Annotated in this window: 25 protein-coding genes, 1 tRNA gene, 1 other RNA gene and 1 riboswitch; of the genes, 12 read left to right on the top strand and 15 right to left on the bottom strand. The window is 72.5% G+C overall.

Annotation, left to right across the window (positions count from 1 at the left end; translation table 11 throughout):
* Window positions 1-50: 50 nt before the first annotated feature.
* The 3 genes from DRV84_RS00350 to DRV84_RS00340 all read right to left on the bottom strand — a co-directional run bounded on the left by DRV84_RS00350 (window position 51) and on the right by DRV84_RS00340 (window position 5,986).
* Window positions 51-725 (bottom strand): response regulator transcription factor, encoded by a 675-nt coding sequence (locus DRV84_RS00350; RefSeq protein WP_115977763.1) that lies wholly within the window; start codon window positions 723-725, stop codon window positions 51-53.
* Window positions 713-4,666 carry a PAS domain S-box protein gene (locus DRV84_RS00345; protein ID WP_115977762.1) on the bottom strand — a complete coding sequence of 1,318 codons (3,954 nt, stop codon included), beginning with the start codon at window positions 4,664-4,666 and terminating at the stop codon, window positions 713-715. The genes DRV84_RS00350 and DRV84_RS00345 overlap by 13 nt, the downstream gene beginning before the upstream one ends.
* Window positions 4,667-4,798: 132 nt before the next feature.
* Window positions 4,799-5,986: an FIST signal transduction protein gene (locus DRV84_RS00340; protein ID WP_115977761.1), complete on the bottom strand. Its 1,188-nt coding sequence runs from the start codon at window positions 5,984-5,986 to the stop codon at window positions 4,799-4,801.
* A gap of 164 nt (window positions 5,987-6,150) precedes the next feature.
* Here DRV84_RS00340 and dgcA point away from each other — a divergent pair, with 164 nt between their 5' ends.
* From dgcA to DRV84_RS00325, 3 genes are all read left to right on the top strand, one after another.
* The gene (dgcA, locus tag DRV84_RS00335; protein WP_115977760.1) at window positions 6,151-7,116 is read left to right on the top strand and encodes an N-acetyl-D-Glu racemase DgcA; all 966 of its coding nucleotides are present in this window, start codon (window positions 6,151-6,153) and stop codon (window positions 7,114-7,116) included.
* Window positions 7,117-7,220: 104 nt separating this feature from the next.
* On the top strand, window positions 7,221-8,084 hold the full coding sequence (locus tag DRV84_RS00330) for a D-amino-acid transaminase (protein ID WP_115977759.1): 864 nt from the start codon (window positions 7,221-7,223) through the stop codon (window positions 8,082-8,084).
* 308 nt (window positions 8,085-8,392) lie between these two features.
* Entirely contained in the window at window positions 8,393-8,632 is a 240-nt protein-coding gene (locus DRV84_RS00325; RefSeq protein ID WP_115977758.1) for a hypothetical protein, read from the top strand.
* A 56-nt stretch (window positions 8,633-8,688) separates the two neighbouring features.
* Here the strand turns inward: DRV84_RS00325 and DRV84_RS00320 are convergent, their stop codons facing one another.
* Both DRV84_RS00320 and DRV84_RS00315 read right to left on the bottom strand, forming a co-directional pair.
* On the bottom strand, window positions 8,689-9,006 hold the full coding sequence (locus tag DRV84_RS00320; RefSeq protein ID WP_115977757.1) for a DUF1244 domain-containing protein: 318 nt from the start codon (window positions 9,004-9,006) through the stop codon (window positions 8,689-8,691).
* Window positions 9,007-9,067: 61 nt separating this feature from the next.
* Window positions 9,068-9,808, bottom strand: a complete 741-nt coding sequence (locus tag DRV84_RS00315) for an N-formylglutamate amidohydrolase (protein ID WP_115978032.1) — start codon at window positions 9,806-9,808, stop codon at window positions 9,068-9,070.
* 121 nt (window positions 9,809-9,929) lie between these two features.
* On the opposite strand from DRV84_RS00315, the gene pyk reads away from it, so the two are divergent.
* The 5 genes from pyk (at window position 9,930) to pheS (ending at window position 13,646) form a co-directional block, all read left to right on the top strand.
* On the top strand, window positions 9,930-11,375 hold the full coding sequence (gene pyk, locus DRV84_RS00310) for a pyruvate kinase (RefSeq protein ID WP_115977756.1): 1,446 nt from the start codon (window positions 9,930-9,932) through the stop codon (window positions 11,373-11,375).
* 30 nt (window positions 11,376-11,405) lie between these two features.
* Window positions 11,406-11,630: a hypothetical protein gene (locus DRV84_RS00305; RefSeq protein WP_115977755.1), complete on the top strand. Its 225-nt coding sequence runs from the start codon at window positions 11,406-11,408 to the stop codon at window positions 11,628-11,630.
* A gap of 107 nt (window positions 11,631-11,737) precedes the next feature.
* Complete coding sequence (gene rpmI, locus DRV84_RS00300) at window positions 11,738-11,938, top strand: 50S ribosomal protein L35 (protein ID WP_115977754.1); 201 nt, start codon at window positions 11,738-11,740, stop codon at window positions 11,936-11,938.
* A 12-nt stretch (window positions 11,939-11,950) separates the two neighbouring features.
* Complete coding sequence (gene rplT, locus DRV84_RS00295; RefSeq protein WP_115977753.1) at window positions 11,951-12,316, top strand: 50S ribosomal protein L20; 366 nt, start codon at window positions 11,951-11,953, stop codon at window positions 12,314-12,316.
* 256 nt (window positions 12,317-12,572) lie between these two features.
* The gene (gene pheS, locus DRV84_RS00290) at window positions 12,573-13,646 is read left to right on the top strand and encodes a phenylalanine--tRNA ligase subunit alpha (RefSeq protein WP_115977752.1); all 1,074 of its coding nucleotides are present in this window, start codon (window positions 12,573-12,575) and stop codon (window positions 13,644-13,646) included.
* A 106-nt stretch (window positions 13,647-13,752) separates the two neighbouring features.
* Here pheS and gcvP read toward each other — a convergent pair whose 3' ends face one another.
* The 4 genes from gcvP to DRV84_RS00270 form a co-directional block, all read right to left on the bottom strand.
* On the bottom strand, window positions 13,753-16,593 hold the full coding sequence (gcvP, locus tag DRV84_RS00285) for an aminomethyl-transferring glycine dehydrogenase (RefSeq protein ID WP_115977751.1): 2,841 nt from the start codon (window positions 16,591-16,593) through the stop codon (window positions 13,753-13,755).
* Window positions 16,594-16,701: 108 nt separating this feature from the next.
* Window positions 16,702-17,061 carry a glycine cleavage system protein GcvH gene (gcvH, locus tag DRV84_RS00280; protein ID WP_115977750.1) on the bottom strand — a complete coding sequence of 120 codons (360 nt, stop codon included), beginning with the start codon at window positions 17,059-17,061 and terminating at the stop codon, window positions 16,702-16,704.
* A 17-nt stretch (window positions 17,062-17,078) separates the two neighbouring features.
* Window positions 17,079-18,197, bottom strand: coding sequence for a glycine cleavage system aminomethyltransferase GcvT (gcvT, locus tag DRV84_RS00275; protein WP_115977749.1), 1,119 nt, complete (start codon window positions 18,195-18,197; stop codon window positions 17,079-17,081).
* A gap of 155 nt (window positions 18,198-18,352) precedes the next feature.
* Window positions 18,353-18,442, bottom strand: a riboswitch (glycine riboswitch).
* A gap of 37 nt (window positions 18,443-18,479) precedes the next feature.
* Window positions 18,480-18,923, bottom strand: coding sequence for an RrF2 family transcriptional regulator (locus DRV84_RS00270; RefSeq protein WP_115977748.1), 444 nt, complete (start codon window positions 18,921-18,923; stop codon window positions 18,480-18,482).
* 93 nt (window positions 18,924-19,016) lie between these two features.
* Here DRV84_RS00270 and DRV84_RS00265 point away from each other — a divergent pair, with 93 nt between their 5' ends.
* Window positions 19,017-19,592 carry a gamma-glutamylcyclotransferase family protein gene (locus tag DRV84_RS00265; RefSeq protein ID WP_115977747.1) on the top strand — a complete coding sequence of 192 codons (576 nt, stop codon included), beginning with the start codon at window positions 19,017-19,019 and terminating at the stop codon, window positions 19,590-19,592.
* Between the two features lie 73 nt (window positions 19,593-19,665).
* Window positions 19,666-20,418, top strand: coding sequence for a hypothetical protein (locus tag DRV84_RS00260; RefSeq protein ID WP_239994940.1), 753 nt, complete (start codon window positions 19,666-19,668; stop codon window positions 20,416-20,418).
* Window positions 20,419-20,525: 107 nt separating this feature from the next.
* Here DRV84_RS00260 and DRV84_RS00255 read toward each other — a convergent pair.
* Window positions 20,526-20,602, bottom strand: a tRNA-His gene (locus DRV84_RS00255).
* Between the two features lie 183 nt (window positions 20,603-20,785).
* On the opposite strand from DRV84_RS00255, the gene DRV84_RS00250 reads away from it, so the two are divergent.
* Window positions 20,786-21,001, top strand: coding sequence for a DUF6324 family protein (locus DRV84_RS00250; RefSeq protein WP_115977746.1), 216 nt, complete (start codon window positions 20,786-20,788; stop codon window positions 20,999-21,001).
* Here DRV84_RS00250 and DRV84_RS00245 read toward each other — a convergent pair.
* Entirely contained in the window at window positions 20,998-21,459 is a 462-nt protein-coding gene (locus DRV84_RS00245; RefSeq protein ID WP_115977745.1) for an MmcB family DNA repair protein, read from the bottom strand. The two genes, DRV84_RS00250 and DRV84_RS00245, sit on opposite strands and share 4 nt — an antisense overlap.
* An 85-nt stretch (window positions 21,460-21,544) precedes the next feature.
* On the opposite strand from DRV84_RS00245, the gene ssrS reads away from it, so the two are divergent.
* Window positions 21,545-21,701: non-coding RNA, 6S RNA (gene ssrS / locus DRV84_RS16305), on the top strand.
* Between the two features lie 60 nt (window positions 21,702-21,761).
* Here ssrS and DRV84_RS00240 read toward each other — a convergent pair.
* From DRV84_RS00240 to ribB, 4 genes are all read right to left on the bottom strand, one after another.
* Window positions 21,762-22,076: a hypothetical protein gene (locus DRV84_RS00240; protein WP_115977744.1), complete on the bottom strand. Its 315-nt coding sequence runs from the start codon at window positions 22,074-22,076 to the stop codon at window positions 21,762-21,764.
* A gap of 69 nt (window positions 22,077-22,145) precedes the next feature.
* The gene (gene nusB / locus DRV84_RS00235; RefSeq protein WP_115977743.1) at window positions 22,146-22,625 is read right to left on the bottom strand and encodes a transcription antitermination factor NusB; all 480 of its coding nucleotides are present in this window, start codon (window positions 22,623-22,625) and stop codon (window positions 22,146-22,148) included.
* Between the two features lie 10 nt (window positions 22,626-22,635).
* Entirely contained in the window at window positions 22,636-23,187 is a 552-nt protein-coding gene (locus DRV84_RS00230; RefSeq protein WP_115977742.1) for a 6,7-dimethyl-8-ribityllumazine synthase, read from the bottom strand.
* Window positions 23,187-24,311, bottom strand: coding sequence for a 3,4-dihydroxy-2-butanone-4-phosphate synthase (gene ribB / locus DRV84_RS00225; protein ID WP_115977741.1), 1,125 nt, complete (start codon window positions 24,309-24,311; stop codon window positions 23,187-23,189). The genes DRV84_RS00230 and ribB overlap by 1 nt, the downstream gene beginning before the upstream one ends.
* Window positions 24,312-24,446 lie beyond the last annotated feature (135 nt).

Raw genomic sequence — 24,446 nt, 5'->3', positions numbered from 1 at the left:
AGACCCCGGCCGGCCCGCGTCGACCGTGCCGGGATTGGCGCGAGCGCCGGTCACGAGCCCTGACGACGGGCGCGCGGCGCGCCCTGCGGCGGCTCGGCGGGGCGGAACGCGCCGACCAGCCCGGCCTGCTTCGCCATCAGCGCCGCCTGCGTCCGGTTGCTGGCGCCGATCTTGCGATAGAGCGTCTTCATGTGAAGCTTCACCGTGGGTTCGCGGATGCCGAGCGCGCGGGCGATCTCCTTGTTGGAGAGCCCCGCGCCCACCTTTTCCAGCACCTGCCGCTCCCGCGGGGTCAGCAGGTCGGCAAGGGCGTTGCCGCCCTCCGGCACGGCCGCGGCGGTCATGAAATCGACCGGCGCGTATTGCTCGCCGGCGGCCATGAAGCGCACGGCGTGGACCATCGACTTCGCGGGCAGCGTCTTGGGCAGGAACCCGGCCGCGCCCATGTCGAGCGCCGCCTCGGCCACGTCGCGGGACGCGACGCCGGACATGACGGCGACGCGCGCGCCCTTCGCCTCGGCCAGCGTCCGGCGCAGGCCGTCGAGGCCATTCATCCCCGGCATGCCGTAATCGAGGAGAACGAGATCGAAGGGCGCCTCTCGCGCGATCGCCGCCAGCGCCGTGTCCAGATCCTCGGTCGGCGTGACCTCGATCTCCTCGTGCCGGAACCAGAGTTCGAGCGTGTCGCGCAGCAACCCGTGGTCGTCCGCGATCAGGATGCGCATGACGCGGCTCCTCGGTCTTCGGTTTTCAATATGGCCGCCTCCGCGGCCGCGACGAGCGCCTCCCGCTGCACCGGCTTGCCGAGCACGGCGTCGAAAAGTCCATCGTGACGTACCGGCAGGTCCGCGAGCGCCGTGACCAGCACCACGGGAAGGCCGGGCGCGCGTTCGCGCGCCGCCCGGGCGAGCGTGGCGCCGTCCATGTCGGGCATGTCGAAATCGGTGATGAGCAGATCGAATCCTCCGGGATCTTCCTCGAGCGCGTCCAGTATATCCTGCGGCTGGTCCGAGGGCGCGACCTCGGCGCCGGCGGCCTCGAGGAAGCTCGCGATCCCGTCGAGGACGTCCTGCTGATCGTCGACGAGCAGAACCGCGCGCCCGTCGAGCCGGCCCGTCCCACTCTCCGGGGCCGTGTCGGCCACCGCCGGCGTGACCGGCCAGAGCACCGCGAAGGTCGTCCCCTCGCCCACCCGGCTGTCCAGCCGGATCGCGCCCCCAGCCGCCGCGACGACGGAGGAGACGATGGCGAGCCCGAGCCCCGAGCCGTCCGCGCCCTTCGAGGTGGCATAGGGCTCGAAGACGCGCGCGGCGGTCTCCGGCGTCATGCCGACGCCGGTGTCAGAGACGGTGATCCGGCAGTAGCGCCGCGCCGGGTCGGGCCGGCCGAGCGCGAAGGGGCCGGAGAGGTCGGCGCTGTCCGCCGGGTCGAGCGCGATCGTGATCTCCCCCGCGCCGTCGCCCAGCGCGTCGCGCGCGTTGATCCCGAGGTTGAGGACGAGCTGCAGGATGTCGGTCGGATCGGCCTCGACCTCGACGGGGGCGTCCGGCAGCTCGAGGGCGAGCCGCGCGGGTGCGCGCAGACCGGCCCGGATGAGATCGGCCGCCTCGCGGAGATGCGTGCAGAGGTCGATCCGCTCCCGCGCCGCCTCCCCCCGGCCCAGCGTGAGCAGGCGCTTCACGAGGTCCCCGGCGCCCTGCGTCGCCGCCTCGATCCGCCGCGCCGCCTCCTCGGCGACCGTGCCGGGCGCCGTGTCCTGGATCAGGAAGGCGCTGCCGGAGATCGCGGCGAGCAGGTTGTTGAAGTCATGCGCGAGGCCGGCCGCCATCTGCCCTACCACCTCGCGCCGGCGGGCGAGCTGAAGCTCTTCGTGGAGGCGCGCCCGCTCCGAGGCCTCGCGCCGGCGCGGACGCATGTCGCGCGTCGTGCAGACGAGGCCGCCGTCGGCCTTCAGCGCGAGCGAGACTTCCTGATCGACCGGCGCGCCGTCGCGCGCCACGCCCTCGATCTCGCCGGTCCAGCGCCCGGTGCGCGCGATTTCGGGCATCGCGTGCGTCTCGATCCAGGCCGCGGCCGCGGGCGGATAGAGCATCCGCCACGACTTGCCGATGACCTCGGTCTCGGACTCGTAGCCGAAGAGCTCCAGATGCGCCCGGTTCATGTAGAGGAAGCGCCCCTCGGCGTCCGTGATCGCCATGCCGTCCTGGCTCGCTTCCATGGCCGCGGCGCGGTCGGCCTGCGCGCGCTTCTCGGCGAGCTTCAGCGCGGTGACGTCCACGCGCAGCCCGACGCGCCCACCGTCGGGCGTCGCCTTCTCGAAGATGCGCAGCCAGCGCCCGTCGGAAAGCTCCTGTTCGATCTCGTTCTCGGACGCGCGGTGGCGCTCCAGCCGCTCGGCGAGCCACGCCTCCTCGCGCCCCGCGGCCTCGGCGTATTCGCCCCGCGCGAGGCCGTAGCGCAGGATCTCCTCGAAGGTGGCGCCGGGGACGATCGCCGGGGCGGAGCGGGGGTAGATCTGGCGGTAGCGCTCGTTGCAGATCACCAGCCGGTCGTCCGCGTCGAAGAGGACGAAACCGTCCTGCAGCGCCTCGACCGCCGCCTCGAGCGTGGCGCGGGCCTGCGCCGCGTCCTCCGCCGCGCGGCGCAGCGCGTCGGATTGCGCGCGGCGCTCGGTCACATCGGTCTCCACCGCCATGAAGCCCTCGAGCGTGCCGTCCGCGCCGCGCAGCGGCTGGATGTCGAGCCATATCCAGTAGGGCCGGCCGTCCTTCGCCCGGTTCAGGATTTCCGCCTGCACCGGCTCTCCGGCGTCGAGCGCGGCGCGCAGCTGCGCGACGGTCTCGGGATCGGTCTCCTCGCTCTGCAGGAAGCTGCCGGCGCTCCGGCCCTTCACTTCGTCGAGCGACCAGCCCGAGGTCTCCTCGAAGGCGCGGTTGACCCAGGTGATCCGCCGCGCCGCGTCCGAGATCACGACGAGGTTCGAGGTGCGCTGCGCGATCTCCGAGAGTTCCGCGATGCGCGCCGTCTGTTCGTGGGCCTCCGTCACGTCTCGCAATACGAAGAGATATCCGGCCGTGCCGTTCGCCGAGGCCGAGAGCTGCCAGCGCCGCGCGCCCTCTCCGGTGACGTCGAACGCGAAGTCGCGCGGCTCCGGCACGCCTCCGGCGTCGATCTCGGCGAGCACCGCGCGCGCCTCGGCAGCGAGCTCCGGCGGCAGCATCGCCTCGAGCGTCTGACCGGCGAAGGCCGCGCCGATCTCGTCCGGCACGATCACCGCGCCCGAGTGCCAGGTGACGAAGCGCCCCGCGCGGTCCAGCTCCACCACGAGATCGGGCATCGCCTCGAGCACCGACTCCAGCCGCGCGCGTTCCGCGGCGGTCTCCGCGTGCGCGGCCGCCGCAGCGGCCTCCGCCTCGCGCCGGGCGAGGAGCGAATCGGCCACCTTGCCGACCGAGCGGATCAGGTGGACCTCTCCGGGCAGGAAGCTGCGCGGCGCCTGCACCACCTCGCAGGACAGGACCCCGCGCAGGACGCCGTCCTGCCGCATGGGAACGGCGAGGAGGGCGCGCGTGCCCGCCGCGGCCAGCGCCGCCCGGTCCGGCGAGTCCTCTGGCAGCGCCGCGGCGTCGGGGATCAGCACGTCCTCCTCCGCGGCGAGGCGCGCGTGCCACGCGGCGAGCCCCTGCGCCGCGCCCGCGTCGTCCGCCGCCACCCCGTCGGCGCACCAGAGGTGCGCGGCCTGCACGGCCATCTCGCCGGGGGCGAGGCGCAGGAGGCGGACGCGGTCGGCGCCGATCGCGCGCCCGAGACGCGCGAGCGCCCGGTCGAGCGCGGCGTCGATCCCGTCCGGCGCCGCATCGAGCAGCGAGCCGAGGATGCCCACCACCTCGCCCTGGATGTCGGTCAGGCGGCGGAAGGCCCGGTGCACGGCCTCCAGCGGCGCGTCGAGCACGCCGTCGGTCTCCTCGACCGCGCGGCCCTCGATCAGGGCCACGAGCAGCGCGTGGCGCCGCGCCTCGCGGAGCGCCGTGAGCGTCTGCACGGCGATCGCCGCGACGCGCTCCATCAGGCGCAGGTCAGCGGCGGTGAAGGGCGCACGCTCCGCGCCGCACAGCAGGAGCGCGCCCGCCGTCTCCTCGTGCAGGCCGAGCGGCACGATCAGCACGGTGGACAACCCGGCGAAGCCCTCGGGCAGCGGCGCATCGCCCGCCGCCGGCGCGAGCCCCGCCATCCGGCGGGCGCGGCACAGCGTCACCGGCGGCAGCGGCAGATCGGTGCCCGCCCGGTCGCGGCGCGCCGCCGCGGCGACCCGGACGCCGCCGCCGCCATGCGCCTGAAGGTAACAGGCGTCGGTGCAGCCGTAGGCCTCGCGCAGCGTGTCGAGCAACGCCTGCATGGCCTCCGACGCGCCGGTGCGCCCCGACAGCGCCTCGAGCGCGCGGGCGAGAATCGACTGCGCCTCGAGCGCCGCGGTTTCGCGGGCGCGGGCCGTTTCGGTCTCGGCGAGCGCGGCGCGCAGCGCCTCGCGCTCGCGCAGGAGACGCTCCTCGGCCTCGCGCAGCGCGGACGTCCGCGCCTCGAGCTCCGCCTCGGCGGCCTCGCGGGCGCGGCGCTCCCGGTCGAACTCCTCCCGGGAGATGAAGCCGGTCTCCGTCTCGATCGTCATCTTCAGTCCCTACGGCGCCCGCGTCCTCATGCCGGACCCGGTCGGCCCGCCGCCCGCATCTGCCGGCGGCGGGGACGCCGGACCGGCGGTGCAAAACGACGCCAAGCAGCATGCACGCGTCCGCTCGGTCTGTCATACCCGATCTGCGAAGACCGTGCACGAGATCATGAGATTGCCGTGTTCCGCCTGTCCGCCCGGCGGCACGCCCTGCTCGCCGAAGGTGAAGACGCCGATCCACGGCGCGCCCTCCAGCGCGGCGTCGACCCCGGCGCGCACGTCCTCCATGCGCTCGCGCACGGCGAGCATGCATCCGCCGCAGTAGATCACGAGCGCGCCGCCCGCGCCGCCCGCCGCCTCGCGCGCCTGCGCGGCGACGCGGCCGGCGCGCCCCACGAGGCTGTCGGAGGAGCCCGCCATCTGCCAGAGCCGATCGCCTTCGGAGAGATCGACGAAGAGATCCATCGACCCGTCGGGATAGGCCACGGCCGGGTGTCCGAGCAGGTGGAAGGGCACGCCCGCGACATGGCGCGCCACCCGTCCGAGCGGCCAGAAGGTCGCGTCGGCGAGGATCGAGACCGGGGCCTCACCGGCCGCGGGCACCGCGCCGCCCGTCCAGTCGCGGTAGACCTCCATCGCCGGGCGCCCGTCGATTTCGTAGAGCCGCCGCCCGGCGACGCGGGTGACGACCCCGCTCCGGCCCGTCGGGCCGTAGCCGCTCTGGTAGACCGAGGCGATCGGCCGCGAGGGGAAGAGAACCGAGACCACCACGCCGTCGGCGTGGCTCGTGCCGGGGCCGATCTGGCGCCAGCCACCCTGCACGTCGGCGTCCGCCGCGCTGCCGCCGACGATGGGCGTCTCCGCGCCGAAGACGGCGCGCAGCCCGGCGAGCACCTGCTCCTCGCGCCCCGGCGCCGTCGTCAGCCAGACGAGATCCGGCAGCTCGCCCGGCCGGCCGGCCGCGGCGAGCGCCGTTTCCGCCGCCTGCCGCGCCGCCGCCGTCGCGTCGTCGCCGAGGTCCCGCGACGCGGTGCCGTAGCTGCCCTCGGGATCGTAGAGCGCGAGCGCCGCCGCGCCGCCGCCGGTGTCGAGGGCGAGGCCGTCGCGCGACATCACGCCGAGACAGGAGGACCCGCCGTGCAGCGCCTCCGTCCCGAGCGCGCTGCGCGCGGCGGCCCGCAGCGCCTCGGCCGGCATCGCGTCGCCGAAATGAAGCGCGACGAAATCGGGCGCGCCGCGACGATCGACGTCGAGCGCCCGCGCCACGTCCTCCGCCGCCGCCGCGGCTGTTTCGGCCTGCGACTGTGCCGAAATGATGCGCATCCCCGCCTCCCTCGATTTATCGAAAGATACGCATCCGCGCGTCGTGCGCCAGCGGCTTTCCGTATGGCGCACCCATCCGAACGGATAGGTCGCGCCGCGCCCTGTCTCGCCGGGCGCGGCTGTGCTACTGGCACGTCCCGGGTGACCGGCGACGGAGGGACACGGTGCAGATCGAGGTGACGCGCGAGGCCTTCGCGCTCCGGGAGGTATTCACGATCTCGCGCGGCTCGCGCACGGCGGCGGAGGTCCTGACCGTGCGGGCCACCGACGCAGGCGCCACGGGGCGGGGCGAATGCGTGCCTTACGCGCGCTACGACGAGACGCTCGACAGCGTCGCCGCGCAGATCGCGGCGCTGCCCGAACGGCTCGACCGCGCCGCGCTCGCCGAAGCGCTGCCCGCCGGCGCGGCGCGCAACGCGGTGGACTGCGCGCTCTGGGATCTGGAGGCCAAGCGCGCCGGGCGCCGCGTCTGGGAGATCACGGGGCTCGCCGCGCCGGGGCCGTTGGTGACCGCCTACACGCTCTCGCTCGACGTGCCGGAGGCGATGCGCGCGAAGGCCGCCGCGAACGCGCACCACCCGCTTCTGAAGATCAAGCTCGGCACGCCCGAGGACATGCCGCGGCTCGAGGCGGTGCGCGCCGGCGCGCCGGACGCGCGGCTGATCGTGGACGCCAACGAGGGCTGGACGGCGGAGGTCTACGCCGATCTCGCGCCGCATCTCCTGCGGCTCGGCGTCGAAATGGTCGAGCAGCCGCTGCCGGCGGGCGCGGACGACGCGCTGGGCGACATGGCGCGCCCCCTGCCCGTCTGCGCCGACGAAGCCTGCCACGACCGCGCGTCGCTGCCCGCGCTCGCGGGGAAATACGACATGGTCAACATCAAGCTCGACAAGACCGGCGGGCTGACCGAGGCGCTCGCGCTGCGCGACGCGGCGCGAGCGGCGGGCTACCGCGTGATGGTGGGCTGCATGGTGGGCTCCTCGCTCGCCATGGCGCCCGCGGTGATCGCCGCGCAGGGCGCGGAGGTGGTGGACCTCGACGGCCCGCTCCTTTTGGCCGAGGACCGGGAGCCGCCGCTCGTCTACGACGCGGAGGGCGTGCACCCGCCGGAGGCCGCGCTCTGGGGCTGACGCGGGCGGCCGGCGGCGTCGCCGGCCCCCTGCGACACGCCCCGTCTTGACCTCGCGGCGGATCGCGCGGAGACAGCAGGGGACCGAGACGAGGAGCACGCGCCATGACCCGAACCGTTTACGTGAACGGCGACTACCTGCCCGAGGACGCGGCGAGCGTCTCGGTCTTCGACCGGGGCTTTCTCTTCGCCGACGGGGTCTACGAGGTGACCAGCGTCCTCGACGGCAAGCTCGTGGATTTCGACGGCCATGCCGCGCGGCTCGACCGCTCGCTGTCCGAGCTCTCGATGCACGCGCCCGTCACGCGCGACGAACTGCTGGAGATCCACCGCGAACTCGTGCGCCGCAACGGGCTGACCGACGGGCTGATCTACCTTCAGATCACCCGCGGCGCGCCGGCCGACCGCGACTTCGCCTTTCCCGACCCCGACGAGGTCGCGCCGACCGTGGTCCTCTTCACGCAGTCGAAGCCCGGCCTCGCCGAGGCGCCGCAGGCGAAGACGGGGATCAGGGTGATCTCGATCGACGACCTGCGCTGGGGCCGGCGCGACATCAAGACGGTGCAGCTTCTCTACCCATCGATGGGCAAGATGATGGCCAAGGCCGAGGGCTGCGACGACGCCTGGATGGTCGAGGACGGCACCGTGACCGAGGGCACCTCGAACAACGCCTACATCGTATCCGGGGGCCGGATCGTCACGCGCCCGCGCTCGGTGGACATCCTGCACGGCATCACCCGGGCCGCGGTCCTGCGCTATGCCGAGGAGGCGCAGATGGAGGTCGAGGAGCGGCCCTTCACCATCGCCGAGGCGCAGGCCGCCGACGAGGCCTTCGTCACCTCCGCCTCCACCTTCGTGATGCCTGTGGTGGAGATCGACGGCACGCCGGTCGGCACCGGCGCGCCCGGCCCCGTCGCGGCGCGCCTGCGCGAGATCTACCTCGAGGAGAGCCGCAAGGCGGCGATCTGAGCGGGCGGCCCGGCCCGGCGCCCGCGCCGGGCCGGCGCCCTGCGGCAGCGCACACTGACAGCCGATTTCGGCAAGAGGCGGTCGCAGGCTTGTGAGCCGCGCGTGCGCGACCCGGCGTCAAGCTCCTGAAATAAAACAAAGAATGGCGCAGTATACTGCGGCTGCACGGCATGTGCGCCCGCACACATTCCGTTGATCGCATGTGCTTTGAACCGGCGCCGACCGGACCCCAGATCCCTGTCACGAAACGATGACGCAACCGCCCGCACCGGCCCGGCCGGTCGGGCCTCCACGCAAAGAGGACAACGATGAAAACCACGATCGCATCCGCAGCCGCCCTTCTCGTCGCCGCCGGCACCGCATCGGCAGTGCTCCCGACGGATCAGGACCACCCCCGCCACGGCATCCCCGGCGAGCCGGTCACCGGCCAGCAGGTCGAGATCGAGACCGAGGCGCTCTTCCTCCCCGAGGAGCAGGTGCAGACGGACGCCGAGACGGTCACCGTGACCCGCTTCGAGGGCAAGGCCGAGAGCGAAACGCCGCGCTGAGGCACGGCCCAAGATCCGCCCCGGCCGCACAGGCCGGGGCGCTATGCGCCCGCGGCTCAGCCGTCCTCGCGGCCGACGTTCTCGGCGAAGCTTTTCTCAAAGGCCTGCTGCTGCGCCGCGCTGGCCTCCGTTTGATGCCCCGCCTTCCACTGATCGTAGGGCATGCCGTAGAAGATCTCGCGCGCCTCCTCCTTGCCCATCTCGATGCCGCGGTCGGCGGCCGCCTCCTGATACCAGCGGCTCAGGCAGTTGCGGCAGAAGCCGGCGAGGTTCATCAGGTCGATGTTCTGCACGTCCGGCCGGTCCTCCATCAGGTGCCGGCGCAAGCGGCGGAAGGCGGCGGCCTCGAGTTCGGTGCGGGTCTGCTCGTCCATGTCGGGCCCTCCTCTCTGTCGTCAGAACCTGCGGCTCCGGCGCGCGCGGTTCAAGGCGTGCTCAGAGCCCCGTGTCCGCGAGCGCCGCCATGAGCGCCGGCGCCAGCCGGTCGGCCCAGGCGCGCTGCTCCGCCGGGGTGCCGATCAGGTCGTTCCGAACCTCCACCAGCACGTTGAGCCGGCCCTCCGCGAGCGCGTGGCGCGCGATGGCGTCGCCGGGCAGATGCCCGCCGTAGGGCTGATTGCGCCCGACGCAGAGATCGCCCTCGCCCGAGAGCCGCGCGATCAGCGGATCGGCGAGCCGCGTGTCGTGGCCGTGCAGCACCCCGATGTGCCACGGCCGGGGCGCACGGCCGCGCAGCTGCGGCGTGAAGGAATGCACCGACAGGATCACCGTGTCGTCCCGCCGCGCCGCGAGATCGGCCAGCGCCGCGTGATAGGGCCGGTAGAGCAGGTCGAGGCGGCGCTCGACCTCGGCCGCGTCGGCGTGGCGGTTCCCGGGGATGATCGTCCCGTCGTAGAGCTTCATCACCAGCGTCGGGTCGTCTTCGCCCCGGTTGGGGTCGATCACGAGGCGCGAGAAATCCGACAGGATCGCCGGCGCCTCCAGCCGCTCGGCCAGCGCGAGGGCGAGGCCCGCCGCGCCGAGGTCGTAGGCGATGTGGCGCGCCATCTCCGCCTCCGGCAGGCCGAGGCTGCCGCCGCCGATCGCCTCCGGCACGCGGTTCGTCGCGTGGTCGCAGGTGACGAGCCAGCGCGCCGGGCGCGCAGCGCCTTGGATATGATAGGCGTGGTCGGTCATGCGGATCTGACGCCGGCCCATGCCACAGCCGGGTTGCGCGCGAAAGCGAAATGCCGCACTGACGCGGTGATATCCCTAACACGGTTAGCGCGCAGGCAAGGCCGACGCGGGAGGAGAAAGAATGCGCCGTATGCGGAACGTCAAGATCGTGGCCACGCTCGGCCCCGCGTCGAGCGACCACGCCACCATCGCGGCCCTCGCGGCGGCCGGGGCGGACGTGTTCCGACTCAACATGAGCCACGGCACCCAGGAGGAGATCGCGGCGCGCCACCGCATCATCCGCGAGGTCGAGGCCGAGCGCGGCACGCCCATCGGCATCCTCGCCGACCTGCAGGGGCCGAAGCTGCGCGTGGGCACCTTCGCCGCCGGCGCGGTGGAACTCGAGGACGGCGCGCCCTTCCGCCTCGATCTGGACGACGCCGAGGGCGACGCCCACCGCGTGCGCCTGCCCCACCCCGAGATCTTCGCGGCCCTCGCGCCCGGTGCGGAGCTCCTCGTGGACGACGGCAAGGTGCGCCTGCGCGTCGAGGCCTGCGGCGCCGATTTCGCAGACTGCACGGTGGTCACCGGCGGCACGGTGTCCAACCGCAAGGGCGTGAACGTGCCCGACGTGGTGCTGCCGCTCGCCGCGCTCTCCGACAAGGACCGCGAGGACCTCGAGTTCGCCTGTTCGCTCGGCGTGGACTGGGTCGCGCTGTCCTTCGTGCAGCGCCCCGAGGACGTGACCGAGGCGCGCGATCTGGTGGCCGGGCGCGCCGCGATCCTCTCGAAGATCGAGAAGCCCGCGGCGGTGCGCTGCGTCGACGAGATCATCGCCGCCTCGGACGGGATCATGGTCGCGCGCGGCGATCTGGGCGTCGAGCTGCCGGTGCAGAACGTGCCGCCCATCCAGAAGCGCATCGTGCGCAAGTGCCGCGCGGCGGCGAAGCCGGTGATCGTGGCCACGCAGATGCTCGAGAGCATGATCGAGAGCCCGATGCCCACCCGCGCCGAGGTCTCGGACGTCGCCACCGCCATCTACGAGGGCGCCGACGCCATCATGCTCTCGGCCGAGAGCGCCGCGGGCCAGTACCCGGTCGAGGCCGTGACGACGATGGACTCCGTCGCCCGCGAGGTGGAGGACGACCCGACCTACACCGAGGTCATCGAGGCCTCGCGCGTGGCCCGGCGCGAGAGCGTCGCCGACGGCATCGTCGCCGCCGCCCGCGAGATCGCCGAGACCACCGACATCAAGGCCATCGCCTGCTTCACGCAGTCCGGCACCACCGCCGCGCTCGTCGCGCGCGAACGCCCGCGCGTGCCGATCATCGCCATGACGAACCTGCGCGACACCGCGCGCCGCCTCGCGCTGACATGGGGGACGAGCTGCGTGATGACGGGCGGGCTCGACCGCTTCAAGCAGGCGGTTGTGAACGCCGCGCGCGCCGCGCGCGAACAGGGCTACGCCGAGGAGAGCGATCAGATCGTGGTGACCGCGGGCGTGCCCTTCAACGTGCCGGGGACGACGAACATCCTGCGCGTCGCGCCTTGCGACGAGCGTTTGATCTGGGCCACCGACCCGGAGTAAGCTTGCCCCGAGGGCAACCGGGGGCGCCGCATGGACACCGATCTCGCTTTGGTCGCCGGGCTGGCCGTCGGGGCGATCGCCATCCCGGCGGCGATCTCGGCCTGGTCCGAGGGCCGCGTGCCCCGCGCCGCCGCGGTCGCGGTCCTGGTCGCCGGCGGGCTCGTGATCTGGGCGCTCACGGCGAAGCCCGGAGGCTACACGCTCGCCGAGGTCCCCGAGGCCGTGATCGCCGTCGTCGCCCGCCTCCTGCCCTGAGCCCCTTGCGCCCCGGCCGGGGATCGCCTATCAGCCCGACTTCACCGCGCGGCCGGCCCGGACGGCATGCCGAGGCGCGCGCCCGACCGATCGATCAGGAGACGGAAATGCCGAAGATGAAGACGAAGTCGAGCTGCAAGAAGCGGTTCAAGGTGACGGCCAACGGCCGGGTCAAGTTCCAGCAGGCCGGCAAGCGCCACGGCATGATCAAGCGGACGAACAAGTTCATCCGCAACGCCCGCGGCACCGCCGTGATGTCCAAGGCTGACGAGAAGATCGTCAAGCCGATGATGCCCTACCAGCGCTGAGGAGGCCCGAACATGTCCCGAGTCAAGGGCGGAACCGTCACCCACGCGCGCCACAAGAAGGTCCTCAAGTCCGCCAAGGGCTACTACGGCCGCCGCAAGAGCACCTTCAAGACCGCCAAACAGGCCGTCGACAAGGCGAACCAGTACGCCACGCGCGACCGCAAGAACCGCAAGCGCAATTTCCGCGCGCTCTGGATCCAGCGGATCAACGCCGCCGTGCGCGCGCATGACGAGAGCCTGACCTATTCGCGCTTCATCGACGGGCTGAACCGCGCCGGCATCGAGGTGGACCGCAAGGTGCTGGCCGATCTCGCCGTGCGCGAGCCGGAGGCCTTCGGCGCGATCGTGCAGCAAGCCAAGGGCGCCCTCGCGGCCTGAGCCCTCCCGCGACCGGCCCTGCGGCCGGTCGCCCCCGCGCGGCCCCCGGCCGCGCCCTCCTTCTCCCCGACATCACGGTCGATCCGAGCGCCCACGGCTGCGTGGCGCGCGACCTGCGCCGCCCGCAGCCCCGCGCCCGCCGGCGGCGTCGCCCGCCCGCACCGACGGCGACCGCACCCGCCCTCTCCTGCGCCGGCCACCTTGCGCCGCCCCGCCGGGCTGGATAGCTAGGCCCCGGCAATCGGGGAGGTCCGGCATGGACGATCTGCGCGAGAAGTGGCTGGCCGCCGTCGCCGGCGCCGGGGACGAGGCGGCGCTCGAGGCGGTGCGCGTGGCGGCGCTCGGCAAGAAGGGCGAAATCAGCGCGCAGATGCGCGAGCTCGGCCGCATGACCCCGGAGGAGCGCAAGGAGGCCGGCCCCCGCCTCAACGCTCTCAAGGACGAGATCAACGCCGCGATCGCGGCCAAGAAGACCGCCCTCGCCGACGCCGCGCTCGAGGAACGCCTGCGCACCGAATGGCTCGACGTCACCCTGCCCGCGCGGCCGCAGCGCATGGGCACCGTCCACCCGATCGCGCAGGTCACCGAGGAGGTCACGGCGATCTTCGCCGATCTCGGCTTCTCCGTGGCCGAGGGCCCGCAGGTGGAGAGCGACTGGCACAACTTCGACGCGCTCAACATCCCCGGCCACCACCCGGCGCGCGCCGAGATGGACACCTTCTACATGGCGCGGCCCGAGGGCGACACGCGTCCGCCGCACGTACTGCGCACCCACACCTCGCCGGTGCAGATCCGCAGCATGGAGGCCGCGGGCGCGCCGCTCCGCGTGATCTGCCCCGGCCGCGTCTACCGCGCCGACTACGACCAGACGCACACGCCCATGTTCCACCAGGTCGAGGGGCTGGCCATCGACCGCGACATCTCCATGGCGAACCTGAAATGGGTTCTCGAGGAGTTCGTGAAGGCCTTCTTCGAGGTGGACGCGGTCGAGCTGCGCTTCCGCGCCTCGCATTTCCCCTTCACCGAGCCCTCGGCCGAGGTCGACATCCGCTGCTCCTGGCAGGGCGGGACGCTCAAGGTCGGCGAGGGCGACGACTGGCTCGAGATCCTCGGCAGCGGCATGGTCCACCCCAAGGTGCTCGCCGCCGGCAACATCGACCCCGCCGCCTGGCAGGGCTTCGCCTTCGGCATGGGGATCGACCGGATCGCCATGCTGAAATACGGTATCCCAGATCTGCGGGCCTTCTTCGAATCGGACCTGCGGTGGCTGCGCCACTACGGCTTCGCGTCGCTCGACGTGCCCACCCTGCACCGCGGGCTCAGCCGCTGAGCGGGACAACCCGCGCCGCGCGCCCCATCATCTTGGCCCAAATACTCTCGGGGGGTGAATTGGCCGTCAGGCCAAGAGGGGGGCAGACAGCCCCCCTCCCCCGCCCTCATTCCGCAGCGTCGGCGTAGCTCTCCAGCGGCGGGCAGGTGCAGATCAGGTGCCGGTCGCCATAGACGTTGTCGACCCGGTTCACCGGCGGCCAGTACTTGTCCACCCGGAAGGTGCCGCGCGGATAGCAGCCCTCCTCGCGCGAATAGGCCCGGTCCCAGGCGCCCACCAGGTCCTCGACCGTGTGCGGCGCGCGCTTCAGCGGATTGTCCTCCGGATCGGCGCGGCCCTCCTCGATGGCGCGGATCTCCTCGCGGATGCCGAGCATCGCGTCGCAGAAGCGATCGAGTTCCGCCTTGGTCTCGCTCTCGGTGGGCTCGACCATCAGCGTGCCCGCGACCGGCCAGCTCATCGTCGGCGCGTGGAAGCCGCAGTCCATCAGCCGCTTGGCGATGTCGTCGACGCTGACGCCGGCGCTCTCGGCGAAGGGGCGCACGTCGAGGATGCACTCGTGCGCGATGCGGCCCTTCGGCCCCTTGTAGAGCACGTCGTAGGCGCCCTCGAGGCGGCGCGCGATGTAGTTGGCGTTCAGGATCGCGACCCGCGTCGCCTGCGCGAGGCCCTCGCCCCCCATCATCAGGATATAGGCCCAGCTGATCGGCAGGATCGAGGGCGAGCCGTAGGGCGTCGCGCTCACTGCACCCTCGCCCGTCACCGGGTGCTCCGGCAGATGGGGCACGAGATGCGCCTTCACCCCGATCGGCCCCATGCCGGGCCCGCCGCCGCCGTGCGGGATGCAGAAGGTCTTGTGCAGGTTCAGGTGGCTCACGTCGCCGCCGAGGTCGCCGGGCCGCGAGAGCCCCACCATGGCGTTCAGGTTCGCCCCGTCGATGTAGACCTGCCCGCCGTGGTCGTGGGTGATCGCGCAGACCTCGCGCACCGTCTCCTCGAAGACACCGTGCGTCGAAGGGTAGGTGATCATGCAGCCGGCGAGCCGGTCGGCGTAGTCCTCGGCCTTGGCGCGGAAGTCGTCGAGATCGATGTCGCCGTTGTCGGCGGTCTTCACCGTGACCACCTGCCAGCCGACCATCTGCGCCGAGGCCGGGTTCGTGCCGTGCGCCGAGAGCGGGATCAGGCAGACGTCGCGGTGCCCCTCGCCCCGCGCCCGCTGCCAGCGCGCGATGGTCAGGAGGCCGGCGTATTCCCCCTGCGCGCCCGAGTTGGGCTGCATCGAGAAGGCGTCGTAGCCGGTGATCGCACAGAGCTTCATCGACAGGTCGTCGATCATGTGCTTGTAGCCCGCCGCCTGCTCCTCGGGCGCGAAGGGATGCATCAGCGCGAAGGCGTCCCAGCTGATCGGCATCATCTCGGCCGCCGCGTTCAGCTTCATCGTGCAGGATCCGAGCGGGATCATCGCCCGGTCGAGCGCGAGGTCGCGGTCCGAGAGCCGGCGCATGTAGCGCATCATCTCGGTCTCGGCCCGGTTCATCTGAAAGACCTCGTGCTCGAGGTAGGGCGTAAGCCGCAAGAGCGCCTCCCGCAGGCGAAAGGCGCCGTCCTCGGCAGGTCCGCCGACAATGCCGAAGGCGCGCCAGACCGCCTCGACCACCTCGGGCGTGGTGCGCTCGTCGAGGGTGATGCCCACCTTCGTCGCGCCCACGGCGCGCAGGTTGATGCCCTCGTCCACCGCCGACTTCATCACCGCGTGCTGCAGCGGGCCGACGTCCACGGTGATCGTGTCGAAGAAGGTCTCGGGCTCCACCGCGAAGCCCGCCGCCTCCAACCCGCGGGCGAGGCGCACGGTGCGCGCGTGGATGCGCTCGGCGATGGCGCGCAGGCCCTTCGGCCCGTGGAAGACCGCGTAGAAGGAGGCGACCACGGCGAGCAGCGCCTGCGCGGTGCAGACGTTCGAGGTCGCCTTCTCGCGGCGGATGTGCTGCTCGCGCGTCTGAAGGGCGAGGCGGTAGGCGCGGTTGCCGCGCGCGTCCACCGAGACGCCCACCAGCCGGCCCGGCAGCGCGCGCTTGTAGGCGTCCTTCGTCGCGATATAGGCCGCATGCGGCCCGCCGTAGCCCACCGGCACGCCGAAACGCTGGGTCGAGCCGATGGCGATGTCGGCCCCCATTGCGCCCGGCTCCTTCAGGAGGAGAAGCGACATCGGATCGGCCGAGACGATGCCGATCGCCTTCGCCGCGTGCAGCGCCTCCATCTGGGGGGTGAAATCGCGGATCTCGCCGTGGGTGCCCGGATACTGGAAGAGCGCGCCGAAGACGCGCTCCGCCTGAAGCTCCTCGGGGGCGCCGACGATCACCTCGATGCCGAGCGGCTCCGCGCGGGTCCGGACCACGGCGATGTTCTGCGGGTGGCAGTTCTCATCCACGAAGAAGGCCTTGGACTTCGACTTCGCGACGCGCTCGGCCATGGCCATCGCCTCGGCGCAGGCCGTCGCCTCGTCGAGGAGCGAGGCGTTGGCGACCTCGAGGCCAGTCAGGTCGCTCACCATCGTCTGGAAGTTCAGGAGCGCCTCGAGCCGGCCTTGCGCGATCTCGGGCTGATATGGGGTGTAGGCGGTGTACCACGCCGGGTTTTCCAGCACGTTGCGCTGGATCGCGGGCGGCGTGATCGTGCCGTGATAGCCCATCCCGATCAGCGAGGTGAGCACCCGGTTGCGGTCCGCCACCTCGCGCATGACGTCGAGCGCGCCGCTTTCCGAAAGCGCCGGGCCGAAATCGAGCGGCTCGGCCTGCCGGATGTCGGCCGGCATCGTCTCGTCGATCAGCGCCTCGAGGCTGCCGGCGCCGACGACGCGCAGCATCTCGGCCATCTCGTCCGGCGAGGGGCCGATGTGGCGCCGGTTGGCGAAGTCGTAGGGCTCGTAGTCGGTGCGCTGATAGGTCATGTGACACTCCCGTCGTTGGGCCCGCCGCGGCGGTCCGTCGTCCTCGTTGGCGCGTCCCCCGCGCGAGGGGGCCGGCGCGCGTGGCCCGCGCCCCGGCCCGGCGCCGCCTCAGCCGATGAGCTTCTTGTAGGCGGCCTCGTCCATCAGGTCGTCGAGCTGCGCCCGGTCGGAGGGGCGGATCTTGAAGAACCAGGCGTCGCCGAGCGGGTCCTCGTTCACGAGCGCCGGGTTCTCGACGAGCGCCTCGTTGACCTCGGTGATCTCGCCGTCCATCGGCGCGAGGATGTCCGAGGCGGCCTTGACGCTCTCGATCACCACGATCTCGTCGTCCTTGGTCACCGTCGCGCCCTCCTCGGGCAGTTCGACGAACACCACGTCGCCGAGTTGTTCGGCCGCGTGCTCGGTGATCCCCACGATGAGCACCTCGTCCTCGTCGCGCAGCCACTCGTGGTCCTCGGTGTATTTCATGCCGTCCCTCTCCGTGTTCATCGCTTCGTGCGCGCCGGCACGAAAGGCAGATCGCTCACCGTCGCGGCGAGGCGCTTGCCGCGCACCTCGCCGAAAATCTCGTGGCCCTGCCGCGCCGCCGCGGCCGGCACATAGCCCATCGCCACCGGCGCGCCCACCGTAGGCCCGAAGCCGCCCGAGGTGACCGTGCCGACCGGCGCGCCGCCCGACTCGCCCTCGTAGAGCGGGACGCCCGCGCGCATCGGCGCGCGGCCCGCGGGGCGCAGCCCGACGCGGGCGCGCGGCGCGCCCTCGGCCATCTCGCGCAGGATGCGCGCCGCGCCCGGAAAACCACCCTCGCGCGCGCCGCCCGCGCGCCGCGCCTTCTGGATCGCCCAGCCGAGGCCGGCCTCGATCGGCGAGGTGGTGCTGTCTATGTCCTGACCGTAGAGGCAGAGCCCGGCCTCGAGGCGCAGCGTGTCCCGCGCGCCGAGGCCCGCCGGCGCGACCTCCGGCCGGTCGAGAAGCGCGCGCGCCACCGCGTCCGCCCGGTCGGCGGGCAGCGATATCTCGTAGCCGTCCTCGCCCGTGTAGCCCGAACGCGAGATCCAGGCGGGCACGCCCGCCACCTCCATCTCGGCCACGTCCATGAAGCGCATCGCGGCGCCCTCGGGCGCGAGCGGCGCGAGCGCGGCCTCCGCCTCCGGCCCCTGCAGCGCGAGCAGCGCGCGGTCGCTCAAGAGACGCGCCGGCACGTCGGCGGGGAGCCCCGCGCGCAGGAGCGCCATGTCCGCCTCGCGCCGCGCGGCGTTGATCACCAGCCGGATCTGTCCGCCGTAGTCGGCGATCATCAGGTCGTCCTCGATCCCGCCCTCGGCGTTGGTGAAGAAGGCATAGCGCTGCCGGCCGGCCTTCAGCCCCGCGATGTCCTGCGGCACCAGCGCCTCGAGCGCGGCGGCGGCGGTGTCCGCCGGCGCGTCGAGCACCACCTGTCCCATGTGGCTGACGTCGAAGAGCGCGGCGCGCGTACGCGCGTGCCGATGCTCGTCCATGACGCCGGCATACTGCATCGGCATCTCGACGCCGGCGAAGGCGCCCATCTTGGCGCCCAGCGCGCGGTGGAGCGCGTCGAGCGGCAGTCGGTCGAGCGGAGCCATCGCCTCCCCTTCCCGTTCGCCGGCCTGTGCGAAGTATCCGGCATCCCGTGTTCAGCGCGCCCTCCGGCGCGCCCGCGATGCCCCCTCTGTCCTTTCGCCTGAGATCGCTATCCCTTCGGCGGGCGCGCGCGGCGCGCCTCTCTCCAGAGTCATATGTGGTCGGATCGGTCCGGACGCCTGAGAGTTTCCGGGGCGGTTGCTCCTTCGGCACCGGCCACGCGGGCCGGTTCTCCCGATCTGACGGGAAAGAACCTAGCGTCCGGCGTGCCGCGCGGCAACCCTCTAGCGGCAGGTGGCCGGGGCGAGCAGCGCCTCGAGCCTCGGATTGTCGCACACGAGGGCGTCGAGGGTGATCTCGTCGAGATGCGCGAAGAAGGTCTCGATCGCGTCGGTCAGCGCCGTGCGCAGCCGGCAGCCCTCCTTCAGCGGGCAGGTATTGTCTGTGTCCGCGAAACATTCGGCGATCGGCACCGGCGCCTCCAGCGCGCGGAAGACCGCGCCGATCTGGATCGCGCGCGCCGGCCGGGCGAGGCCGAGCCCGCCGTGGCGGCCGCGCTGCGTGCGCAGGTAGCCGAGCTGCGCGAGCTGGTGGACGACCTGCGCGAGGTGATTCTCCGACGCGTTGCACCGTTCGGCGATCTCGTGCTTGGTGACGAGACGGTCGTCGTTCATGGCGCAGTACATCAGGACGCGGATGGCGATGTTGGTTCGCTTGGTGACGCGCACGGGGAAGCCCTTCCGGAATGGTGCGAGGCTACCCTGCACCGAAGCGGCGCGTAACTGTTTGACATGCATCAACACCGCAGGAAAAAGCCCGACATGCTCCACCATCCGCATTTCTTCGGCTACGGCAGCCTCGTGAACCGCGCGACCCACGCCTACGCCGCCGCGCATCCCGCGCGGGCGTCGGGCTGGCGCCGCGTCTGGCGCCGGGCGCCGGGGCAGCCGGCGGCCTTCCTCTCGGTGGAGCCGGCGCCGGGGGTGGAGATCGAGGGGCTGATCGCCGCGGTGCCCGACGGCGACTGGGCCGCGCTCGACGCGCGCGAGGCGGCCTATGCCCGCGTGCCGGTGACCGATCAGGTCCGCCACGCCGCGCCGGGCCGGCCGGAGGTGGCGCTCTACCGCCTCGTCGATCCGAAGCACGCGGCCCCATGCGCGGCGCACCCGATTCTCCTGAGCTACGTGGACGTCGTGGTGCAGGGCTTCCTCGCCGAGTTCGGGCGCGCGGGCGCCGAGCGCTTCGCGGAGACCACCGCCGGCTGGGACGCGCCCGTGCTCGACGACCGCGACGCCCCCCGCTATCCGCGTGCGCAGCGCCTCGACGCCCGGGAGCGGGCCGTGGTCGACGGGCTGCTCGCCGATCTGCCGGTCACGCGCCTGCCCGCGGCGCCGTGACCCCGATCATGGCCATCGCCGCGGGGATCGCGTAGGCGGGGGGCACCCGCACCGACGCGAAAGGGCGCGCCCCATGCCCGAGACCCCCGAAACCCAGACCCGCGACGTCGACCACCGCCGGATGAAGGCCGCGCTCCTCGCCGTCGCGGCGCTCCTCTTCGCGGCGGCGCCGCTCGCCGTGCCGTTTCAGGGATTCGACCCCGAGCTCTTCCCCATCCCGCAGGACGACCCGCCCGTGCAGCCGGCGGGCTACGCCTTCGCGATCTGGGGGCCGATCTATCTCTGGCTCCTCGTCTCGGCGGGCGTCGGCCTCGTCCGGCGCGCCGAGGCGCCGGACTGGGACGCGCCGCGCTGGCCGCTGATCGGAAGCCTCGTGATCGGCGCCGCATGGCTCGGCATCGCGCAGGCGAGCGCGATCTGGGCCACGGTGCTGATCTGGGCGATGCTGCTCCTCGCGCTCATGGCGCTCTTTCGCACGCCGGCGCGCGACCCGTGGCTGCTGCGCGGGCCCGTGGCGCTCTACGCCGGCTGGCTGACCGCGGCCTCCTGGGTCTCGGTCGGCCTTCTCGGCGCGGGCTACGGGATCGGGCCGGGCGCGACCGGCTGGGCGATCCTCGCGCTCGTCGGGGCATTGGCGACAGCGGCGACGGTGCAGCTCCGCATCGGGCGCGCGCCCTTCTACGGGGCGGCGGCGATCTGGGCGCTCATCGGCGTGGCCGTAGCGAACACGGGCACCGCCTCGGGCGTCGCGCTGCTCGCCGCCGCGGGCGCGCTCGCCATGGCCGCGGCGACCCTGCGGGGCCTGCGCGGGACGGGCGCCGAGTGAGCGCCGCGCCGGCGCCGGACGCGCCCGACCGGGTCATGGTGCTGCGGCGGCGGACAGGGACGGTGCGCTCACGCGCCGATCGGCCGGTCACTCTGCAAGGCTGGGTGTGGTACCGCCTCCCCGGCTCGAACGGGGGACCTCTTGATCCACAATCAAGCGCTCTAACCTACTGAGCTAAGGCGGCCCGGTGACGGGGGAGTTAGCCGCAGAGGCGCGGCGATGCAAGACCTGCCGCCCGATTTCGTGCCCGCGGCCGGCCGACCGGCCCCGGCCCCGCGGGACGTGCGTCTTGCCTCGCGCGGCCGGCGGCGCTACGCCGCGCCAGTCGCGCCCGGCAGGACGGGCGCTCGCGCGCAGGAGACGAGGCATGGGCATCAACGACGAACAGGACATCGCCGCCAACCTGCAGATCGGCCCGACCGATCGCGGCTTCGTGCGCATCTTCGTGGCGACGCAGGACGGCCTCGAGATCCCGATGGATTTCGACCCCGACGAGGCGCTGGAGATCGCCGAGGAAATCCGTAGCGCCGCCGAAGCCGCGCGCGGCAGCGCACGGCGCAAGGGTCGGCCCAAGTCGAGCTAGAGTTCGCCGAGCCGGGCGCCCGGATCGCGCAGCGCCTGTAGCCGCCGCGCCGCGTGCTGCGCGAAGCGCCGCGTGACGGCCGCGCGCCGCGCACCGGCGAGCCGCGTCTCCTCCGGCATGCGCAGGATCTCGCCGCCGTAGCCGTCGGCGACGATCAGCCCGCTCGCCTCCGGCAGGAGCTCCGTGGGAAAATCCGCACCCACCGCCCAGAAGAAGCGATCCCCCCATTCGAGGTAGTGGTGCCACTTCCCGTCCGAGGTGAAATCCGCGCGCGAGGACTTGCACTCCACCACCCAGAGCTCGCCCTTCGGCCCGAGCGCGAGGATGTCGAGGCGGAGCCCGCGCGTCGGCACAATCTCCTCGACGCAGGCGAAGCCGAGCGACGCGAGGTGACGCGCCGCGCCCCGGGCGATCACCTGCCCGGGCGCGAGGGCGGAGGGGGCGGTCTCGAGCGGCATGGGCGAACTATGAACATTCCGTGAACGAAAGACAAGAGGCGCCCCCTTGCCGAGGCCGGGCGCGGACGCTACCTGCCGTGCGTGGCGGGCACTGCCCTTCGCGTCATCGGTTGCATTCCGCTGGCCTTACGCAACTCCGAGGGAGCTGGCTCTGCCCGGGCCCTGGTCCGGGTATACCGGCGCCCACCTGTACACACAGGTCCTCGGGAATGAGATAACCCGACGGTCGCGGCGGTCCCGTCACGCAAAAGGGCCGCGCCGGAGCCCCCGGCGCGGCCCTTTTCCGATTCGTCCAGGACCTGTCAAAGGCGGCGGCGCGGCCCCTCGTCGGCGCGGGCGGGAATGGTGGCGTATTCCACCGCCTCCGGCGCGCCGGTGCCGCCGGTGTCGTCCTCGTCCTCGGCGAGGCGCATGATCGAGATGCCGAACTGCACCCCCGAGAAGACGATGCCGTTGAAGAGCCAGAGCAGCCCCACGGCGAGCGGACCGGCCGGGTCATGCGTCACGAGATGCCAGAGGTTCGCCACGTTGAACCACAGGATCATCGCGACGAACCCGGCCGAGATCACGAAGCCGAGGATCACCTGGCGGATGTAAAGGCGAATGAGTTTGGGCATCGGGGTTCCCTTCTTGGCCTGACCCTCAATGTAGCCGGCCGGACGCGGAGAAAAACCCCCGGGATCGATCTAGAACGCCTCGGGCCGCGCCTCGCGCGCCATGTGATCGAGCACCGCGTTGACGAGGCCCGCTTCCTTGCCCTCGGGAAAGAAGGCGCGCGCGATCTCGACGTATTCCGTGATCGCCACCCGCGGCGGCGTCTCGAGCGCGACGAGCTCCGCGCCCGCCGCGCGGAAGAGCGCGCGCAGCGTCGGGTCGATCCGCGCGATCGGCCACTTGGCCACGAGCGCCCGGTCGGTCATCTGGTCGACGCGCGCCTGCCAGTTCACCGCCTGCTCGACGACGGTGCGAAAATGGTCCGGATCGCCCTCGGCCATCTCGTCGCCGTCATAGCGCGCGCCGAATCGGTGATCGAGAAACTCGCGGATCACCCGGTCGGAGGCCTGCCCGGAGGCCTCCATCTGAAAGAGCGCCTGCACGGCGTAGAGGCGGGAAGCGGATCGCATCTGCCGCGCGCCGGGCGCGCGGGGGACGGTGTCGGACGTCATGTCTGAAGGCTCATCGCGTGGTGGAGAGATCGTCCTCGGCGGCGAGGCTGGCCTCCCCGCCCGCGGGCACGAAGCCGACGGGTTTCTGCCGGCCGCCCCACTTACGCGCGAGCGCGATCAGATGCAAGGCCGCCGCCGCCGCGCCGCCGCCCTTGTTCTGCGCGGCCGGATCGGCGCGCACCTCGGCCTGCGCGCGGGTCTCCACCGTGAGGATGCCGTTGCCGATGCAGAGCCCCTGCAGCCCGAGCAGCATCAGCCCGCGCGAGCTGTCGTTGCAGACCGTCTCGTAATGCGTCGTCTCGCCCCGGATCACGCAGCCGAGCGCGACGTAGCCGTCGAAATCCGACAGCCGCTCCGCCATGCCGACGGCCGGCGGAATCTCCAGCGCGCCGGGCACCTCGATCGTCTCCTGCGTGGCGCCCGCGGCCTCGATCTCGGCCACCGCGCCCGCGATCAGGTTGTCGGCGATGTCGCGGTAATAGGGCGCGACCACGAGGAGAAGCTTCGGCGCCGCCTCGAAGGACGGCCGCGGCAGCGTGTAATGCGTTTCCTGTCCCGCCATCAGGCGCCTCCGTCGATGCGTCGCGTCCCCACGATCTCGAGCCCGTAGGCCTCGAGCCCGACGACCCGGGGCTGCGGCGAGTTGCTGAGCAGGATGAGATCCGACAGCCCGAGGGACGAGAGGATCTGCGCCCCGAGCCCGTACTGGCGCAGCGTCCGCGGCGAAGCCTCGTCCGGCTGGGTCATCTTCATCTCCGTGTCGCGCAGGAGCACGACGACGCCCCGCCCCTCACGCGCGACATGTTCCATCGCCTGCCCGAACTCGCCCGCGCGCCCCGGCGGCCCGGAGCCCACCACGTCGAGCATCGGATCGAGCGCATGCATCCGCACCAGCACCGGCCCGTCGCCGGGGATGTCGCCCTTCGTCAGCACGATGTGCTCGTCGCCGTGCGCCGTGTCGGTGTAGATGCGCCGGCGCCAGTCGCCGCCGAACTCCGAGGTGATCGTGTCCTCGCGCACCACCCGCACGAGGTTGTCGTGCCGCCGCCGATAGGCGATCAGGTCGCTTATCGTGCCGATCTTCAGCCCGTGGCGCTGCGCGAAGGCGACGAGCTCCGGAAGCCGCGCCATCGTGCCGTCCTCGTTCATGATCTCGCAGATCACGCCCGAGGGATTGAGCCCGGCGAGGCGCGAGACGTCCACCGCCGCCTCCGTGTGCCCCGCGCGCACGAGGACGCCGCCGTCGCGCGCGCGCAGCGGAAAGACATGCCCCGGCGTCGCGATGTCCTGCGGCCCCTTGGCCGCGTCGATCGCCGTGGCGACGGTGCGCGCCCGGTCGGCGGCCGAGATGCCCGTCGTCACCCCCTCGCGCGCCTCGATCGAGACGGTGAAGGCCGTCTCGTGGCGCGAGGAGTTCTGCTGCGCCATCAGGTCGAGGCCGAGCGTGTCCACCCGCTCCGCCGTCAGCGCGAGGCAGATCAGCCCGCGCCCGTGCACCGCCATGAAGTTGATCGCCTCCGGCGTCGCCATCTGCGCCGGCACCACGAGATCGCCCTCGTTCTCGCGGTCCTCGTGATCGACGAGCACGAACATCCGCCCGTTGCGCGCGTCCTCGATGATCTCCTCGATCGGAGAGATCGCGTCGTGCCAGCTCTCCTCGACCGGGCCGGGACGTTCGTAGGTCATGCGTGCGCCTTCCCTTGCTCAGCGGGCATCTAGACCACGCAATGCGCTTTGGCCAGAGCGCCGCGGCGCCGCACCCGGTCCGGCCCGGCCCGGCCCTTCTTCTTGGCGCAAATATCCTCGGGGGTGAATTGGCCG

The organism is Rhodosalinus sediminis (assembly GCF_003385555.1).
Classification (GTDB): domain Bacteria; phylum Pseudomonadota; class Alphaproteobacteria; order Rhodobacterales; family Rhodobacteraceae; genus Rhodosalinus; species Rhodosalinus sediminis.
This window is presented reverse-complemented; position numbering and strand designations above follow the sequence as displayed.

Excerpts from the sequence above, each read along its gene's own strand:
- DRV84_RS00350 (WP_115977763.1), bottom strand. The coding sequence starts at position 725 with ATGCGCATCCTGATCGCGGACGACCACGGGTTGCTGCGCGACACGCTC.
- DRV84_RS00345 (WP_115977762.1), bottom strand. The coding sequence starts at position 4,666 with ATGACGATCGAGACGGAGACCGGCTTCATCTCCCGGGAGGAGTTCGAC.
- DRV84_RS00340 (WP_115977761.1), bottom strand. The coding sequence starts at position 5,986 with ATGCGCATCATTTCGGCACAGTCGCAGGCCGAAACAGCCGCGGCGGCG.
- DRV84_RS00330 (WP_115977759.1), top strand. The coding sequence starts at position 7,221 with ATGACCCGAACCGTTTACGTGAACGGCGACTACCTGCCCGAGGACGCG.
- DRV84_RS00325 (WP_115977758.1), top strand. The coding sequence starts at position 8,393 with ATGAAAACCACGATCGCATCCGCAGCCGCCCTTCTCGTCGCCGCCGGC.
- DRV84_RS00320 (WP_115977757.1), bottom strand. The coding sequence starts at position 9,006 with ATGGACGAGCAGACCCGCACCGAACTCGAGGCCGCCGCCTTCCGCCGC.
- DRV84_RS00315 (WP_115978032.1), bottom strand. The coding sequence starts at position 9,808 with ATGACCGACCACGCCTATCATATCCAAGGCGCTGCGCGCCCGGCGCGC.
- pyk (WP_115977756.1), top strand. The coding sequence starts at position 9,930 with ATGCGCCGTATGCGGAACGTCAAGATCGTGGCCACGCTCGGCCCCGCG.
- DRV84_RS00305 (WP_115977755.1), top strand. The coding sequence starts at position 11,406 with ATGGACACCGATCTCGCTTTGGTCGCCGGGCTGGCCGTCGGGGCGATC.
- rpmI (WP_115977754.1), top strand. The coding sequence starts at position 11,738 with ATGCCGAAGATGAAGACGAAGTCGAGCTGCAAGAAGCGGTTCAAGGTG.
- rplT (WP_115977753.1), top strand. The coding sequence starts at position 11,951 with ATGTCCCGAGTCAAGGGCGGAACCGTCACCCACGCGCGCCACAAGAAG.
- pheS (WP_115977752.1), top strand. The coding sequence starts at position 12,573 with ATGGACGATCTGCGCGAGAAGTGGCTGGCCGCCGTCGCCGGCGCCGGG.
- gcvP (WP_115977751.1), bottom strand. The coding sequence starts at position 16,593 with ATGACCTATCAGCGCACCGACTACGAGCCCTACGACTTCGCCAACCGG.
- gcvH (WP_115977750.1), bottom strand. The coding sequence starts at position 17,061 with ATGAAATACACCGAGGACCACGAGTGGCTGCGCGACGAGGACGAGGTG.
- gcvT (WP_115977749.1), bottom strand. The coding sequence starts at position 18,197 with ATGGCTCCGCTCGACCGACTGCCGCTCGACGCGCTCCACCGCGCGCTG.
- DRV84_RS00265 (WP_115977747.1), top strand. The coding sequence starts at position 19,017 with ATGCTCCACCATCCGCATTTCTTCGGCTACGGCAGCCTCGTGAACCGC.
- DRV84_RS00260 (WP_239994940.1), top strand. The coding sequence starts at position 19,666 with ATGCCCGAGACCCCCGAAACCCAGACCCGCGACGTCGACCACCGCCGG.
- DRV84_RS00250 (WP_115977746.1), top strand. The coding sequence starts at position 20,786 with ATGGGCATCAACGACGAACAGGACATCGCCGCCAACCTGCAGATCGGC.
- DRV84_RS00245 (WP_115977745.1), bottom strand. The coding sequence starts at position 21,459 with ATGCCGCTCGAGACCGCCCCCTCCGCCCTCGCGCCCGGGCAGGTGATC.
- DRV84_RS00240 (WP_115977744.1), bottom strand. The coding sequence starts at position 22,076 with ATGCCCAAACTCATTCGCCTTTACATCCGCCAGGTGATCCTCGGCTTC.
- nusB (WP_115977743.1), bottom strand. The coding sequence starts at position 22,625 with ATGACGTCCGACACCGTCCCCCGCGCGCCCGGCGCGCGGCAGATGCGA.
- DRV84_RS00230 (WP_115977742.1), bottom strand. The coding sequence starts at position 23,187 with ATGGCGGGACAGGAAACGCATTACACGCTGCCGCGGCCGTCCTTCGAG.
- ribB (WP_115977741.1), bottom strand. The coding sequence starts at position 24,311 with ATGACCTACGAACGTCCCGGCCCGGTCGAGGAGAGCTGGCACGACGCG.